General features: G+C 58.0%; 13 protein-coding genes. 5 read left to right on the top strand and 8 right to left on the bottom strand.

Annotated features, from left to right (window positions below; all coding sequences use genetic code 11):
• Window positions 1–172: 172 nt before the first annotated feature.
• Window positions 173–1,480, top strand: a complete 1,308-nt coding sequence (locus EE949_RS21815; protein WP_122666209.1) for an LLM class flavin-dependent oxidoreductase — start codon at window positions 173–175, stop codon at window positions 1,478–1,480.
• Between the two features lie 395 nt (window positions 1,481–1,875).
• Window positions 1,876–2,826, top strand: a complete 951-nt coding sequence (locus tag EE949_RS21810) for a D-isomer specific 2-hydroxyacid dehydrogenase family protein (RefSeq protein WP_122666278.1) — start codon at window positions 1,876–1,878, stop codon at window positions 2,824–2,826.
• Window positions 2,827–2,984: 158 nt separating this feature from the next.
• On the opposite strand, the gene EE949_RS21805 is transcribed toward EE949_RS21810, so the two are convergent.
• Both EE949_RS21805 and EE949_RS21800 read right to left on the bottom strand, forming a co-directional pair.
• Window positions 2,985–3,671, bottom strand: a complete 687-nt coding sequence (locus EE949_RS21805) for a peroxiredoxin-like family protein (RefSeq protein ID WP_122666208.1) — start codon at window positions 3,669–3,671, stop codon at window positions 2,985–2,987.
• Between the two features lie 215 nt (window positions 3,672–3,886).
• A complete protein-coding gene (locus EE949_RS21800; protein WP_122666207.1) occupies window positions 3,887–4,783 on the bottom strand; it encodes a TauD/TfdA dioxygenase family protein in 897 nt (298 codons plus the stop codon).
• Between the two features lie 320 nt (window positions 4,784–5,103).
• Here EE949_RS21800 and EE949_RS21795 point away from each other — a divergent pair, with 320 nt between their 5' ends.
• From EE949_RS21795 to EE949_RS21785, 3 genes are all read left to right on the top strand, one after another.
• Window positions 5,104–5,913 (top strand): class II aldolase/adducin family protein, encoded by an 810-nt coding sequence (locus tag EE949_RS21795; RefSeq protein WP_122666206.1) that lies wholly within the window; start codon window positions 5,104–5,106, stop codon window positions 5,911–5,913.
• 170 nt (window positions 5,914–6,083) lie between these two features.
• Window positions 6,084–6,944 (top strand): ABC transporter permease, encoded by an 861-nt coding sequence (locus tag EE949_RS21790; RefSeq protein WP_122666205.1) that lies wholly within the window; start codon window positions 6,084–6,086, stop codon window positions 6,942–6,944.
• Window positions 6,945–6,946: 2 nt separating this feature from the next.
• The gene (locus tag EE949_RS21785) at window positions 6,947–7,762 is read left to right on the top strand and encodes an ABC transporter ATP-binding protein (protein ID WP_122666204.1); all 816 of its coding nucleotides are present in this window, start codon (window positions 6,947–6,949) and stop codon (window positions 7,760–7,762) included.
• A gap of 131 nt (window positions 7,763–7,893) precedes the next feature.
• Here EE949_RS21785 and EE949_RS21780 read toward each other — a convergent pair whose 3' ends face one another.
• The 6 genes from EE949_RS21780 to EE949_RS21755 all read right to left on the bottom strand — a co-directional run bounded on the left by EE949_RS21780 (window position 7,894) and on the right by EE949_RS21755 (window position 14,649).
• Window positions 7,894–8,607 carry an ABC transporter ATP-binding protein gene (locus EE949_RS21780; protein ID WP_122666203.1) on the bottom strand — a complete coding sequence of 238 codons (714 nt, stop codon included), beginning with the start codon at window positions 8,605–8,607 and terminating at the stop codon, window positions 7,894–7,896.
• A 1-nt stretch (window position 8,608) separates the two neighbouring features.
• The gene (locus EE949_RS21775) at window positions 8,609–9,442 is read right to left on the bottom strand and encodes an ABC transporter permease (protein WP_122666202.1); all 834 of its coding nucleotides are present in this window, start codon (window positions 9,440–9,442) and stop codon (window positions 8,609–8,611) included.
• A gap of 102 nt (window positions 9,443–9,544) precedes the next feature.
• A complete protein-coding gene (locus EE949_RS21770) occupies window positions 9,545–10,540 on the bottom strand; it encodes an aliphatic sulfonate ABC transporter substrate-binding protein (protein WP_122666201.1) in 996 nt (331 codons plus the stop codon).
• A 547-nt stretch (window positions 10,541–11,087) separates the two neighbouring features.
• Window positions 11,088–12,056: an aliphatic sulfonate ABC transporter substrate-binding protein gene (locus tag EE949_RS21765; RefSeq protein WP_122666200.1), complete on the bottom strand. Its 969-nt coding sequence runs from the start codon at window positions 12,054–12,056 to the stop codon at window positions 11,088–11,090.
• A gap of 78 nt (window positions 12,057–12,134) precedes the next feature.
• Window positions 12,135–13,223, bottom strand: coding sequence for an LLM class flavin-dependent oxidoreductase (locus EE949_RS21760; protein WP_122666199.1), 1,089 nt, complete (start codon window positions 13,221–13,223; stop codon window positions 12,135–12,137).
• 184 nt (window positions 13,224–13,407) lie between these two features.
• On the bottom strand, window positions 13,408–14,649 hold the full coding sequence (locus tag EE949_RS21755) for an alpha-hydroxy acid oxidase (protein WP_122666198.1): 1,242 nt from the start codon (window positions 14,647–14,649) through the stop codon (window positions 13,408–13,410).
• Window positions 14,650–14,948: the final 299 nt, after the last annotated feature.

Raw genomic sequence — 14,948 nt, 5'->3', positions numbered from 1 at the left:
TACAGAAATTCGGCCCCGCATAAGGCTTTGTCTACTGTGCGAGTCCGGCAGAGGGCATGGACAGTCGCGATCATTTGTTTTTATTATAAAAGCTGTTGTTGTGTTTGCTTTTTATTCCTTTTTGTTCTATGCATAAAACCACTTCCATTACTCTTTTGCTGAGCCGATTTCCATGAGCAAGCAAGATCGACACATGCGTCTGGGCCTGTTCATTCAGGCTGCCGGTCACCATTCCGCTGGCTGGCGATACCCTGGTGCTCAGGCGGGCAGTGAGAACTTCCCGTTGATCCGTCAACTGACCCTGGCGGCTGAGCGAGCCAAATTCGACATGGTTTTTTTTGGCGACAAACTGGTCACCAACGGCAAGGAACATCCTTCGATGATCGTGCGCCTGGAGCCGGTCGCTCTGCTTGGCGCGCTGGCGTCGATTACCGAGAAAATCGGTTTGGCGGCGACGGCCTCCACCACTTACAGCGAGCCTTACACCATCGCCCGGCAGTTCGCCACGCTGGATCATTTATCCGCCGGGAGAGCTGCCTGGAACGTCGTGACCACCGGCTATGACAGTGCCGCCAACTTCACCCGCGCGACCCATCCGGACCACGCCCAGCGCTACGCCGTCGCCGAAGAATTTGTCGATGTGGTGCGGGGGCTGTGGGACAGCTGGGAAGATGACGCCTATGTACAGGACCGGGATTCCGGCGTGTTTCTCGATCCGGCCAAACTGCACGGGCTTGATCACAAGGGCGAGTACTTCTCCATCGCCGGGCCGCTGAACGTAACGCGCGGGCCGCAAGGTCATCCGGTATTGATTCAGGCCGGTTCGTCCGGGCCAGGCATGGCATTGGCCGCACGGATCGGTGAAGTGGTCTTCACCGCTCAGCAGGGCCTGCCAGAGGCTCAGGAGTTCTATCGCGACCTCAAAGGCCAGGTCGTCGCTCATGGTCGCAGGCCGGAGCATTGTCTGGTGATGCCGGGCGTGATGCCGATCCTTGGCGCGACGGCCGCTGAGGCGCAGGCACGCTTTGATCAGTTGCAAAGCTGGACTGACCAGGAAGCCGCACTGTTGATGGTTGCTGATCGTCTCGGCCACGACCTGTCCGGTTTCGACCTTGATCAGCCTTTACCCGACTTGCCGCTGCCACAAAACATGAAAAGCCGTGCTCAGTTGCTGCTGGATCTTTCCCATCGCGATGGCCTGACCCTCAGACAGATCTGCAATTTGGCGGCCGGTGCCCGCGGCCACAAAATTGTGGTCGGTACGCCGCAAACCGTGGCCGACGAATTGATCGCCTGGTTTGAAGGGGAGGCCGCTGACGGTTTCAACCTGATGCCGGCTTACTTCCCGGAAGGCCTGGAGCATTTCATCGACGGCGTGCTGCCGATTCTGCGCAAGCACAAGTTGTTCCGCGAGGAGTACACCGGCAGCACCCTGCGCGAACACCTTGGTTTGCCCATTCCGGCTAATCGGCACGGGTAGTCTTCGAGGTTGAGGCCGATTCTGTAGGAGTCCGCGAGCTCTCATCAAACAGGAAAAACTACCCGGACTGGGATGCTTTTCAGCTGTAGGAGCGCGCTTGCCCGCGATTGCATCGGGTCAGGCAGCACATTTTCGCTGACGCACCGCATCGTCCGGATGCGGCCCAGATCAAGCTCACTCCTACAGGACCGGGTTCATCTCGGAAGAGGCATATTAATGCCATATGTTGATATAAAAAAATAAAGTGATAACAAAAAATAATATTAGTTTAGATCGCATTGGCATTTCACAGGCCCGTATTCAACGCTTATGTTCATGCTCAGTCCGGCCTCATGGCCGTCGACCATGAACGGGTGGCCGTGCGTGCCACCTCGCGTTTTAGTCACGAGGTTTTCATGACACAGATCGTAATCGCCACTCAGCATGACGAAGAGGTCAACGAGCTGCTGCGCCAGCGTTTGCCTGAGTACACATTCGTGCCGATTGGCACCGGTACGCCCGACTCCATTCCTGCCGAAGCAACTATTTTGCTGGCACGCCCGGTGTTCCGTGCGGGCAGCGGCGAGAAACCACCACGCCCTGAGGGCTGGCCGTTCAACCTGCAATGGATTCATCTGTCTTCGTCCGGCATCGATACTTACCCGGAATGGCTGTTCGAAGTGCCGCAGGTCACGTCGGCCCGTGGCACGTCTGCGGTGGCGGTAGCGGAGTTTGCGTTGGCGGCGATTCTTGCCAGCGCCAAGCGTTTCCCTGAAGTGTGGATCTCCGAGGCTGCGCAGTGGCAGCGACATTCCCTGCAGTTGGTCAGTGGCAGCGTGTTGGGGATTGTCGGCTTTGGTGCGATTGGCAGTGCGCTGGCTATTCGGGCCCAGGCATTGGGCGTGAAAGTGATTGCGACCAATCATTCAGGCAAGCCGTTTTATGTACCGGGCGTCGAGCGCGCGAAGAGTCTTCAGGCATTGTTTGCGGCGTCTGATCATGTGGTCGTCGCGGCCCCCGCTACGGAGGATACGCGGCATCTGGTCAACGCCGAGCTGTTGAGTCACGCCAAGCCGGGCCTGCACCTGATCAACATCGCGCGGGGTAGCCTGGTGGACGAGGAGGCTCTGGTGGCAGCACTGGATGCGGGGCAGTTGAGTCGGGCAACGCTGGATGTCGCGCAGAAGGAACCGTCGCCAGCTGATCATCCGTTCTACAGCCACCCGAAAATCAGGCTGTCGCCGCACGTTTCTCCGGCCACCGGCGACCTGTGGGGCAATGTGATTGATCAGTTTGTGAGTAACCTGTTGCGCTTTCACAAAGGCGAGCCATTGGCTGAGCAGGTGGATTTCAAGCGGGGGTATTGAGGCGAGCTCCTCAAAAAAATGCAAATCATTGAATTGAAATGCACTTTCTGTAGGAGCTGCCGAAGGCTGCGAAGCATTTATCCTGACCCACCGCCATCGCAGCCTTCGGCAGCTCCTACAGGGATCAGCGTTTTCTACAAACAGAACCGCATTCAATTTCAAACCGCGATCTGTACCTCGCGTTCACCCAGCGCTTCGCTGACCGCCTGTACGATCACCTCGGCTTCGGTACGGACCAGCCAGTCCGGGCTGACTTCAGCAAAGATCACCTCACCGTGCTGACCAATCACCACCACCGCCGGTTGCGGCAGCTCCCAGGTGCCTGTCCCCGTGACTTCACCGATACCGCCACCACCCTTGCTCAATGCTGCCTTGCGCGAAGCTTCGTCGAAGCTGTAGAGAATGCCCAGCTGTCGCGCCAGGGTATTGTCCTTGTCGGTGGCGACCTGAAACTGCAAATCATGACGCTGCTTGATCTCGATCAGCCGCGCCGGTATTTGCGGGCTGACGGCCACGAGCGGCACACCCAAGGCCTGCAGTTTCGGGAACAACTGGCGCTGGTAATACGGCAGGGCAATGTTGCACGCCGGGCACCCCGCGAAGCGAAAGAAAATCAGCACTGCGGGGCCGTAGGCGCTGAGCTTTTCACGCGTCAGGGTGCCGCCCTCGACGTTCAGTAGCTGAAAATCCGGAACTGGATCGCCGCGTTGCACAAAGCGTGCATGCTGTGCGGCATCCACCAGGGTCTGACGCTGGTTGATGTTGACCTGCAAGGCTTCCGGCGCCCAGCTGGCGAGGCGTTCGGCATGCAGGTCTGCCAACAGTTGGTTCAATGATTCGCTCATGGTCGATGCTCCTGATGTCAGTTTTTACTGGGGAAGGGGGTTGCTTTTATGCATGACAGCGGCTTCCTTGGGGCATGCAGATGTTGCTTGCGCGCACTTCTGTGAGAGCATGGCTTGCCTGCGATAAGTTCACCGCGGTCTGAAGTGAACCGCGTCCAGCCTTATCGCCGGCAAGCCGCGCCCCCACAAGGAGTCACCTGGCTTGAATGTTTGGTTCAGGCGTTAGCCGCACGCCGCACCCGATGCGGGATGTCATCGTCGGCAATCAGCACGCGCTCCATGCGTCGCGGATAGTCGCCGTAGTTGTAGACCGGGTAATGCAGGGTCGAGCGGTTGTCCCAGAAGGCGATGGAATGTTCGCGCCATTTGAAGCGCACGTGATGCTCGGGCTTGTTGAATTCCTGATGCAGGCGTTCAATCAACCGCTTGCTGCGCTCAGGTTCCCAGCCGATCACCGAAGGGTTTTGCGAGAAGTTGATGAACAGGCTGTCTTCGCCCGTTTCCGGGTGGGTACGCACCAGTGGATGGGCGAGGATCGGATAGTCGTAGCCCACGGCGTCCAGAGATTTCTTGAAGTCATGAACCACGAACAACGTGTCGATTTCTTCGCGCAGCGCGTCCGGCAGCGCCCGATATACCGCACCCGCATCGGCCCAGACCGTATCGCCACCGACCTCCGGCAGATCCACCGCCCGCAGTACCGCACCGAATGTAGGTTTCAGTAGCCAACTGGTGTCGGTGTGCCAACGCCCCGTGGTTTTCGGACCGTACAGCTCGCGTGCATCCTGAGCCTGAATCAGGTGTGCATAGGGTTTGCTGGCATCGTTCTTTTCCGTGGTCGGGTGCTCGTACAGCTCGCCGAAGGCCTTGGCAAAGGCGATCTGTTGCTCGGTGCTGATGTTCTGATCACGGAAGAAAATCACCTTGTGTTCCAGCAGCAGCGCGCGAATTTCGTCGCGTTGGGCAGCAGTGAGCGGCTGGGTCAGGTCGACCCCGCTAATCTCGGCACCGATGCTCGGTTCCAGGCGGGTGACTTGCAGGGATCTTACGATCTGGAGCGGCGGTTGCTGACGAGCTGGGGCTGGGGTCGGCTGTTCAAGAATCGCGGACATGGCGGGTGGGACCTCTCTTTTGTTGTTAAGGGTTAACCTCCGCCTGGAGAGGGGTCGGGTAAGGACGTTGCTGTGAATGTCAAAACAGCTTAGGGCTATGTAAGCATAATGATTATTTTTAATATGCTATTTTTTTATGATTAACATAGAACAAAAATGCATTTACTGATTTCAGTCCAGCGACGCGACGTGCGTTTCAAAATCAGTAAATTTAATAATTAGCTTAGATTAAAATGTGCTTTTTAAATGCTTTCTTGTGCGTTTAGGCTGCTCCCACACGTACCGCATCTGTCGGTCCCGCATTTTTACGGAGCAGCCCCATGAGCAATGTCAGTTCCTTGCCTCTTCAATCCCAACAGTCTGGCTCCGGCAGTGTCCGTGAGCGCGTATCGCCGGAGGAGTGGGAGGTACGGGTCAAACTGGCAGCGGCTTACCGGCTGGCTGCGCAGAAGCGCTGGACTGACCATATCTACACGCATTTTTCTGCTCGTGTACCGGGTAAGGAAGAGCACTTCCTGATCAACGCCTTCGGTCTGCTCTTCGACGAAATCAGTGCATCGAATCTGGTCAAGGTTGATCTCGACGGGACCATTGTCGATGACCCTACCGGCCTGGGCATCAACTACGCCGGTTACGTGATCCACAGTGCGATTCACGCCGCCCGCCATGATCTGGTCGCGGTTTTGCATACTCATACCCGTGACGGCATTGCTGTTTCTGCACAAAAAAGCGGTTTGCTGCCTATCTCTCAACACTCGCTGGGCTTCTCGGGTCGTATCGCTTATCACGGCTATGAGGGCGTGGCGCTGGACCTGGATGAGCGCGAAAGACTGGTGGCGGATCTGGGCGACAAGAGCGTGATGATCTTGCGTAACCACGGGCTGCTGACCGGCGGTGTGAGTGTCGAGCACGCTTTCCAGCAACTGCATCGTCTCGAATATGCCTGCAATATTCAGGTGGCGGCGCAATCGGCGGGCAATGACGAACTGATCTATCCACCGGCTGAAGTTGTGGCCCGGGTCGAAGAACAGGCCAAGGTCTTCGCTGATGGTCATGGCCCTGGCGTAGCCCGTCACTGGAATGCCCTGATTCGTGAACTGGAGCGCAGCGATACCTCTTACAAGGAGTGATGCGCGTGCTATCTCTCGGCAAATATTGAACCTGTAGGAGCTGCCGGAGGCTGCGATCGCGGTATGTCAGGATGAATACTTCGCAGCCTTCGGCAACTCCTACAGAGTATTTGTTTCAAATCCGCACTTGATGTGAGGTTTGACGTAACGCTCGTCCCAGGAAGAAAACCATGTCCGAAAAAACGCTGGATTCACACGCTTCGGAAGGCGGTTTTCTGATCGTCGATAAAGCCCCGCGAGTTGAGGCTTCGTCACGTCGGGGACGCTGGAAAGCGCCCGACTTTGCTGTGCGTCTGCTGAGCCCCATTGCCTTGCTGTTGCTCTGGGAGCTGGCCTCGCAACTCGGTCTGCTGCCCAGTCGGGTGATCGCCGCACCGTCGCAAATTGGCGGCACGTTGTGGGCGATGATCGAGTCAGGCGAGTTAGGCACTCATTTGTGGGTATCGCTGCAACGGGCGCTGTTGGGGCTGAGCATTGGCGTTGCCATCGGCGTCGTGGCCGCTTTGATTACCGGCCTGTCGAAGAAGGGCGAAGTGATTCTCGACTCGCCGATGCAAATGCTGCGCACCATCCCTTCGCTGGCATTGGTACCGCTGTTCATCCTCTGGTTCGGCATCGGCGAGTTCACCAAAATCGCCCTGATTGTCACCGGCACCACATTCCCGGTGTACCTCAATCTGTACTCCGGTATTCGCAACATCGACCCCAAGTTGATCGAGGCGGCCAACACCCTGGGCCTGAACCGGCGTCAGCTGATCTGGCACGTGATCCTGCCCGGCTCTCTGCCGTCGTTTTTCGTCGGGCTGCGTTACTCCCTCGGCATTTCCTGGCTGGCGCTGGTGTTCGTCGAGCAAATCAACACCACGGCCGGGATCGGCTATCTGGCCAGCGATGCCCGTGACTTCATGCGCACCGACGTGATCGTGATCTGCCTGTTGATCTACAGCATTCTGGGGCTGGTCATCGATGCAATCATTCGCACGCTGGAGCGCTATGCGCTGGCCTGGCGTCCCACTTTCGCAAGGAATTGACCATGGCTGCTCTGGACGTTTTACACCCTCATTCGAATCCTGTGCCGTCAGCGGAAGCTGCGCCGGTGCAACTGCGAAATGTGGTTCGCCAGTTTGGTCGGCAGAAGGTGATCGACGAGCTGAATCTGGACATCGCACCCGGTGAGTTCGTCGCGTTGCTGGGGGCCAGCGGCTCGGGTAAAACCACCTTGCTGCGTGCCCTGGCGGGACTGGACTCTATCGACAGCGGTCAGTTACGGGTGCCTTTGGCACGGGCTGCGGTGTTTCAGGAACCACGGTTGATGCCCTGGAAAAACGCCTGGAAAAACGTCGTGCTGGGGCTGGATATCAAGAACCCGCATGCCCGAGCGCTGGAGGCGTTGACTGAGGTAGGCCTGGCCCATCGGGTCAACGCCTACCCGGCGACCTTGTCGGGTGGCGAAGCGCAGCGCGTCGCGTTGGCCCGAGGCCTGGTGCGTGAACCCAAGTTGTTGTTGCTCGATGAACCATTCGCCGCGCTGGATGCGCTGACCCGTATCCGCATGCATCAGTTGATCGTCGAGCTCTGGCGCAAACACACCCCGGCGGTGTTGCTGGTCACACATGACGTGGACGAAGCGATTCTGCTGGCTGATCGGGTTATCGTGCTGGAACAGGGTAAGATCGCCGCAGAAGTGCGCATCGACCTTCAGCGCCAGCGCAGTACCGGACAGGCCGGGTTTCAGGCGATTCGTGCGCGGTTGCTGGGCTTGCTGGGTGTGGACAGCGCAGCGGCTCACGAGGCTGTAGAGGCGCCTGCGGTGCAGGATAATCTGCGCCGGTTTGCGAATGTCCGGTGAGCCTCTTAAGGCTGTACTTGTGAATACATGACCCCTGTGGGAGCGAGGCTTGCCCGCGATAATCTGTAAACCCAATCGCGGGCAAGCCTCGCTCCCACAGAGAATTGCATTTCAGCGGGACATTGCATTCCTCAAATCACATGCGCCTGCTGCAATTCTGTCAGCGACAGGGCCTTGAGGCTCGCCAATACGGCATCGCGTCGATCCCTCGGGTGGGCCAGTTCCACGGCCAGCTCCTGACGGATATTGCTTGGCCGGTTGCCCATCACCAGCACCCGATCACTCAGATACAGCGCCTCGTCCACGTCATGGGTCACCAACAACAGGGCAATCGCATGCCGCTGGGCAAGCTGGAGTAGCAGGTCCTGTAACTTCATGCGGGTAAAGGCATCTACCGCGCTGAAAGGTTCGTCCAGCAACAAGACCTTGGGATGTGAGTAAAGCCCGCGGGCAATGGCCACCCGTTGCGCCATGCCACCGGACAGCGCTTTTGGCAGCGCGTCGGCAAACCCATTCAGACCCACCTCTTCGATCAACTGCGCGACCCATTCCTTGTCGTAGTGCTTGTCGTCGCTGAAGCCGATGTTCTGCTCAACCGTCAGCCACGGCATCAGACGCGGCTCCTGGAACACGAACGCTACTTCTTCAGCGGTGCGGTTCAACTCACCCTGATAGTCTTTTTCCAGTCCGGCGACGATCCGTAAAAGTGTGCTCTTGCCGCAGCCACTGGGGCCCAGCAGGCTGATGACTTCCCGTTCGTGCAGTTTTACATGCACGTTGTGCAGCACCGTGGTGCTGCCGAACGATTTGCGTTGAACGTTGATATCCAAAAGTACTTCAGTCATCTCAATCTCCGGTGCCCTGACCACTGAACGTGTCGCGCCAGGCCAGGAAGCGTTTTTCTAGACCTGCCAGAACGCCATCGCTAATTTTGCCGAGTACGGCCAATACGATGATGGCTGCCAGCACGATGTCAGGCCGTGAGGTTTCCCGGCCGTCGCTGAGCAGGTAGCCGAGGCCTTTGGTGGCGGCGATCAGCTCTGCTGCGACGAGAAACATCCACGCCAGACTCATGCCGCTGCGCAAGCCGGTAAACAGGCCGGGCAGGGCGGCCGGCAACAGAATGCGGCGGGTCAGGCGACCACGGCTGAAGCCATACATCTGGCCGACTTCGACCAGCTTGCGGTCGATATTGCGAATCGCTGCCACGCCGTTGAGGTACACCGGAAAGAAGGCGCCAATGGCAATCAGGACGATTTTTGAGGTTTCGTCGATGCCCAGCCACAACAGCAGCAGCGGCACCCAGGCCAGGCTGGGGATCGAGCGCAGGCCTGCAAACGTAGGTTCCAGATAGGCTTCAGCCTCACGGCTCAAACCGACCCACGCGGCGAAAATCAACGCAAGGCTGGTGCCGATAGCGAAGCCGATCAACACCCGCAACAGGCTGGCGCTGATGTGCTTCCACAACGGCCCGTCAGCCAGGTCGCCAAGGGTCAGAGCGATCTCGCTGGGCGCAGGCATCTGATACGACGGCAGCCAGCCGATGCGCACGATAATCTCCAGAAAAACGATGATCAGGAGCGGCAGCACCAGGCCTTTGCCACGTCGCTTCCATGCAGCGCCGGATGTCGGAGGGGGCAGCGCGAGAGGCGCTGGCAGGTCTTTGCTTTTGCTGTTCATGGAGGGCTCTAACTAAACATATCCATCTGAACTGAAATGCATTACTCCTGTGGGAGCCGGGCAAGCCCGGCTCCCACAAGGGGAATGAAGCAGCTCTGGGTTTTACTTACTCGCCGTCAAGGTCTTGCTGAAGCCGGGATCAATGAGTTGATCAATGACCTGGTCAACATTCACACCACGGCGAACCAGTTCTTCAGACACCAGAATCGGCGCTGCTCCCTTGGAGGACGCGACATCCTTGCCGCTCAACTGCGGGGTGCTCAGGTCGGTGCGGGTCAGTTGCAGCTTGGCAACGTCCAGCGGCAGGCCGGATTCCTTGGCCAGCAATTCGGCCAGTTCATCCGGGTGCTTGACCGACCATTCACGGGCTTTTTCGTAAGCGCTCAGCACCGTTTCGATGGTCTGCGGATGTTCCTTGGCAAACTTCTCGGTAACGCTCAGCACGCCATAGCTGTTGAAGTCCTTGTTGCGATACAGCAGGCGCGAACCCGCCTGGACTTCGCTGGCAGCCATGTGTGGATCAAGACCGGCCCACGCGTCGACATCACCTTTCTCCAGCGCGGTGCGGCCATCCGGATGCTGCAAGTGCACCAGCTCCACGTCGTCCTTTTTCAGGCCTGCCTGCTGCAGGGCGCGCAAGGTGAACAGGTAAGGATCAGTGCCCTTGGTGGCAGCGATTTTCTTGCCTTTGAGGTCGGCTATGGTCTTGTATGGCGAATCCTTGCGCACCAGCAACGCGGTCCACTCAGCGCGACTGTAGACGTACACCGACTTGATCGGGCTGCCATTGGCGCGGCTGAGTACGGCTGCCAGGCTGGCCGAGGAAGCGAAATCCACGCCGCCGCTGTTCAGGTATTCAAGCGAGCGATTACTGCCCTGGCTTAACACCCAACCCACTTTGCTATCCGGCAAGGCTTTTTCCAGCCAGCCGAAATGCTTGAGCACCAGGCTCACTGGTGAGTAATAGGCGTAATCGAGCTTCACTTCCGCCGGGGCAGTTTCTGCTGCGAAGGCCAAGGGATTCATGCCCAGAGCCAGCACACCGGCGCCGATCAACAGCTTTACGCGAGTAAAGGAAAACAAGGTTTTAGCGTTCATTTGGAACAGCTCCAGGCAAGGCGATATCAAAGGTTTTTCTTATTCATAAAAATGGCAGTCAGCTGATCGGCTTCCTGCTTAAAAGGAATATTGCAGGCTCTGTGCCAAAGGGGCGGGAGTTGAAATACAGGGGCTGGGAAGGGGCGCAGCACGGGTTTGCTGTCGGTGGAGGAACAGTCTGTTGAGCGACTGTTGCTGGGGCAACAGTTGTCAGGCGGACCATCGAAAATCTATGGGCTGGCGTAGGACCTGTGCAGACTGTGTGAAAACGTAGCGAGCGACGGCAAGACAAGGCAAAAACAGGCGAAAAACGGCCGGGGTCGCGTCCGACTCTAGTGTTCTAAATGAGCATTTTTCGCCTGTTTTTAACGCAGTATTGTGCGCGTAGCACCGAAGGTGCCCAGCCTGCAGTAGTTTTCACACAGTCTGTGTGGGAGCGGTGCTTGCCCGCGATGCATGAGACGCGGTCATAAGACACACCGCGTTATCGTTTATCGCGGGCAAGCACCGCTCCCACACAAGCACTGCTCCTGCATGAGTTTGGTAATTAAGGCTTCCAGATCTCCACATCCTTGGCATCCACTGCTTTTGGCAGCAAGCCTGCTGCAAAGAACGCGTCGGCGATTTTCTGTTGTTCGCCCAGTTGGTCTGCCTTCACCGGGCGCACTTCATACGTGCGGTGGCTGTTGGCGATTTCTACCGTGGCCGGATCAAGGTTGCCCCACAGCGGGCCGAGCAGGGCAGCGGCTTCTTTCGGGTTGCCTTTGACCCAGTGACCGGCTTTCTGCAATTGATCGAACACCAGCTTGAGCACCTCCGGATGGGCCTTTGCGTACGGCGTACTGGTCAGGTAGTAGCGCTTGTAACTGGCCAGGCCGGTGCCGTCCGCCAGAGTCCGGGTGGGCAACTGGCGCTGCACACTGGTCAGGAAGGGTTCCCAGGTCACCCAGGCATCAACCTTGTTGTTTTCGAACGCGGCACGGCCATCTGCAGGCGTCAGGTAAGCTGGCTGGATGTCAGAGAACTTCAGACCGCCCTTGGCCAAGGCTGCGATCAGCAAGTAATGCGTGCCGGCTGCTTTGGTCACGGCGACTTTCTTGCCTTTCAGGTCGGCCAGCTCCTTGATGGGTGAATCCTTGGGCACCACGATGGCCTGAGCAGAAGGCGACGGGGTCTCTTCGGCGAAGTAGGTGAGTCGGGCCTGAGCTGCCTGAGCAAAGATCGGCACGGTATCGGCGACATCGGCGCTGATATCGACGTTGCCGATATTCAACGATTCCAGCAGCGGCAAACCGCTGGGGAATTCATGCCAACTGACGTCGATGTTCGCATCGTTCAGGGCCTTTTCCAGCGTGCCCTGGGTTTTCAATACGGTGATCAGCGTCGAGGATTTCTGATAACCGATGCGCACGGTTTCCCGGGCCTGGGCTGGCAGCACCAGCGTCCACGCGGCGGCAATGGCCAGGCCTGCAAGCAGCGGGCGACGCAGGCGAATATTCAATAGCGGTTTCGGCATGGCACTCTCGAAAACAGATAAGTAATTGCAGACGAAGAAGAGGGCGCTATTGCGCCCTCTGGAAATTTTGCAGCGTCATCAGGCGACTTTTTCCTGAGCCTCACGCTCACGCTTGGCCACCAGTTCGCGGGTCAGCGGGATGAGTTTCTTGCCGTAGTCGATAGCGTCGTCCAGCGGATCAAAACCGCGAATCAGGAAGGTGGTGATGCCCAGGTCGTAGTAATCGAGCAGTGCCTCGGCGACCTGCTCTGGCGTGCCGACCAGTGACGTCGAGTTGCCCTGCGCGCCCAGCAATCCGGCGATGCCTGTCCATAGGCGTTTGTCCAGGCGTGAACCCTGCGCAGCAGCAGCCAGGAGGCGGCGAGAGCCTTCGTTCGGCGGCTCGCGACGCACAAAGCCATTCCCTTCGGCGATGGCTTTGGCGCGTTCCAGAATGCTGTCGGCACGGGCCCAGGCTTTCTCTTCGGTTTCCGCCAGGATAGGGCGAAGGGACAGGCTGAAGCGCACCGTCCGACCATGCTTGGCCGCTTCGGCGCGGACTTCTTTGACGACCGCACGGACCTGCTCGTAAGTCTCGCCCCACAGCGCATAGACATCGGCGTGCTTGCCCGCCACGGCGATGGCCGCAGGCGAGGAACCTCCGAAATACACCGGGATGTGTGGCTGTTGCGGGGATTTCACCAGCGAGTGTGCGCCTTCAAACTGGTAGTACTCGCCTTTGTGATCGAACGGCTTTTCGCTGGTCCATTCCTGGCGAACAACGCCCAGGTATTCATCGGTACGGGCGTAACGCTCGTCCTTGCCGATATGGCTGCCGTCGGCGCGCAGTTCCTTGTCGTCACCACCGGTGATGATATGGATCGCGGTGCGCCCGCCGTTGAACACGTCAAGCGTTGCAAACTGACGCGCCGCCACGGTTGGCGAAATGAAGCCAGGCCGGTGGGCAATCAGGAATTTGAGTGTTGTCGTGACGCTGGAGGCGTGGGCTGCAACAAAAGCACTGTCCGGGCTGTTGGAGTGGTAAGCCACCAGCGCACGGTCAAAACCAGCATCTTCATGGGCCTTGGCAACTTTCGCCACGTACTCGGGCTGGATCGTCGGGCCGCTGCGCGGGTGGATTTCCGAGCCGGGCTGGGTAGCAATGTAGCCGATGAATTCGATGCTCATGAACAGCTCCTTCTTGTATTCATAACGTATAGGGGGGAACGCTCGGGTTGGTTTATCCCGAAAACTGAATCCGTACCTGCAACATATGGCTATAGAAGTGAGCTGTGAAATTCTATTTTGAACTAAGGTTATTATAAAAATATTGCATGTATTGCATGCCTCAGGATCCGCGTTCTGAATTTTTCTAACGTGGATCAACTGGCGTAAACCCGGACGACTGCCTGCGCATCAGCAAGTGCCGCCCGATTTCCGGAATAGAGCAGACCCCGAGCATCGCCATGTCGCGCGACACCTCTTCGCGGAGCAGCTTGATCGCATGCTCGACACCGGCTTGCCCGGCCACTGACCCGGCGAAGGCAAAGGGCCGACCGACAAAGACGAAACGCGCCCCCAGTGCCAGCGCCTTGATCACATCCGTACCGCGTCGCACCCCGCTGTCGAGCATGACCGGTATGCCGGGGCAGGCTTCAACGATTGCCGGCAAGACGTGCAGCGGGGCGACTGCGCCATCCAGCTGGCGGCCGCCGTGGTTGGAGACAATGATGCCGTCGGCACCGTGCTCACGGGCTTTGATCGCATCAGCTTTGTGCAGGATGCCCTTGATGATCAGCGTGCCGGACCACAGCGCGCGGATCAGCTTGAAATGCTCCCAGTTCAAATGACCTCGCGGCGCGAAATCCCGGGCCACATGTGACGAGACAATCGGTACACCACGGTGGGCGTAATTATTTTCGAAGTGCGGCATGCCGTGTTTCAGCAGCGTCTTGAAGAATGTACCGAACAGCCATTCGGGATGACTGAGGCCGTCCCAGGCGAGGCGCAGGCCTGGCCGTAGCGGCGTAGAGAAACCAGCGCGCAGATTGTTTTCGCGATTGGCCGGAGCGGGGACGTCGACGGTGATCACCAGAGTTTTGAAACCGGCTTTTTCGACGCGTTTGATCAGCGCCACGATGCTTGCTTCGTCACCTGGCAGATAAGCCTGGAACCAGGCGTGTGGGTTAGCCTTTATCACCTCTTCCAGCGGTATCAGCGACGAACCGCTCATGATCATCGGCAGGTTGGCGGCTGCTGCGGCCTGGGTCAGGATCACGTCACCGCGATAGGCGTACAAAGCGCTGATGCCCATGGGGGCTATGCCGAACGGTGCTGCGTAGCGGTGGCCGAAGAGTTCTGTCGTCAGTGTGCGTCGGGAAATGTCCACCAGCGCACGCGGCACGAAACCATAGTCCTGAAACGCGGCACGGTTCCATTTCAGCGAAACATTGTCCTCAACCGCACCGGCCACATAACCGAAGATCGGTCGCGGCAGGTGTTTCCGGGCGGCTGCTTCGAAGTCATCGAGACGCAGCAGTTTTTTCAGTACTTTGCGAGGTGCCGCAGTTGAACTCGATGGTGAGGGGGCAGTGGTGGTGGGCAGGGTCGACATGAGAGTTGATTATCCAGATGACTTTAAAGAAGCAACGCATTGAACTCGGCAAACAGTATGCGGTTGTCCGCGGGTGAACTTATATTACCGATCCACCGCGATATATCACGCTTGTTAATCAATTAATGGAATGAAGTTTCAGCGCCTGTTACGCAGTCCGTAATTTCACTGCTTATAGGCGTTTGACAGACGCTTATAACGAACCGGGTTATAAACTTATGTGATCTGAGTATTTCGTTTTGCAAGATCGTGTCCTTAGCGTGCGGGGCCTCAAGGTCGGGGTGTTCAGGCTGGTTTGT

The organism is Pseudomonas viridiflava, from assembly GCF_900602065.1.
Classification (GTDB): domain Bacteria; phylum Pseudomonadota; class Gammaproteobacteria; order Pseudomonadales; family Pseudomonadaceae; genus Aquipseudomonas.
The sequence above is the reverse complement of the archived record's forward strand: the minus strand, read 5'-3'. Positions and strand labels throughout refer to the sequence as shown.

Excerpts from the sequence above, each read along its gene's own strand:
- EE949_RS21815 (WP_122666209.1), top strand. The coding sequence starts at position 173 with ATGAGCAAGCAAGATCGACACATGCGTCTGGGCCTGTTCATTCAGGCT.
- EE949_RS21810 (WP_122666278.1), top strand. The coding sequence starts at position 1,876 with ATGACACAGATCGTAATCGCCACTCAGCATGACGAAGAGGTCAACGAG.
- EE949_RS21805 (WP_122666208.1), bottom strand. The coding sequence starts at position 3,671 with ATGAGCGAATCATTGAACCAACTGTTGGCAGACCTGCATGCCGAACGC.
- EE949_RS21800 (WP_122666207.1), bottom strand. The coding sequence starts at position 4,783 with ATGTCCGCGATTCTTGAACAGCCGACCCCAGCCCCAGCTCGTCAGCAA.
- EE949_RS21795 (WP_122666206.1), top strand. The coding sequence starts at position 5,104 with ATGAGCAATGTCAGTTCCTTGCCTCTTCAATCCCAACAGTCTGGCTCC.
- EE949_RS21790 (WP_122666205.1), top strand. The coding sequence starts at position 6,084 with ATGTCCGAAAAAACGCTGGATTCACACGCTTCGGAAGGCGGTTTTCTG.
- EE949_RS21785 (WP_122666204.1), top strand. The coding sequence starts at position 6,947 with ATGGCTGCTCTGGACGTTTTACACCCTCATTCGAATCCTGTGCCGTCA.
- EE949_RS21780 (WP_122666203.1), bottom strand. The coding sequence starts at position 8,607 with ATGACTGAAGTACTTTTGGATATCAACGTTCAACGCAAATCGTTCGGC.
- EE949_RS21775 (WP_122666202.1), bottom strand. The coding sequence starts at position 9,442 with ATGAACAGCAAAAGCAAAGACCTGCCAGCGCCTCTCGCGCTGCCCCCT.
- EE949_RS21770 (WP_122666201.1), bottom strand. The coding sequence starts at position 10,540 with ATGAACGCTAAAACCTTGTTTTCCTTTACTCGCGTAAAGCTGTTGATC.
- EE949_RS21765 (WP_122666200.1), bottom strand. The coding sequence starts at position 12,056 with ATGCCGAAACCGCTATTGAATATTCGCCTGCGTCGCCCGCTGCTTGCA.
- EE949_RS21760 (WP_122666199.1), bottom strand. The coding sequence starts at position 13,223 with ATGAGCATCGAATTCATCGGCTACATTGCTACCCAGCCCGGCTCGGAA.
- EE949_RS21755 (WP_122666198.1), bottom strand. The coding sequence starts at position 14,649 with ATGTCGACCCTGCCCACCACCACTGCCCCCTCACCATCGAGTTCAACT.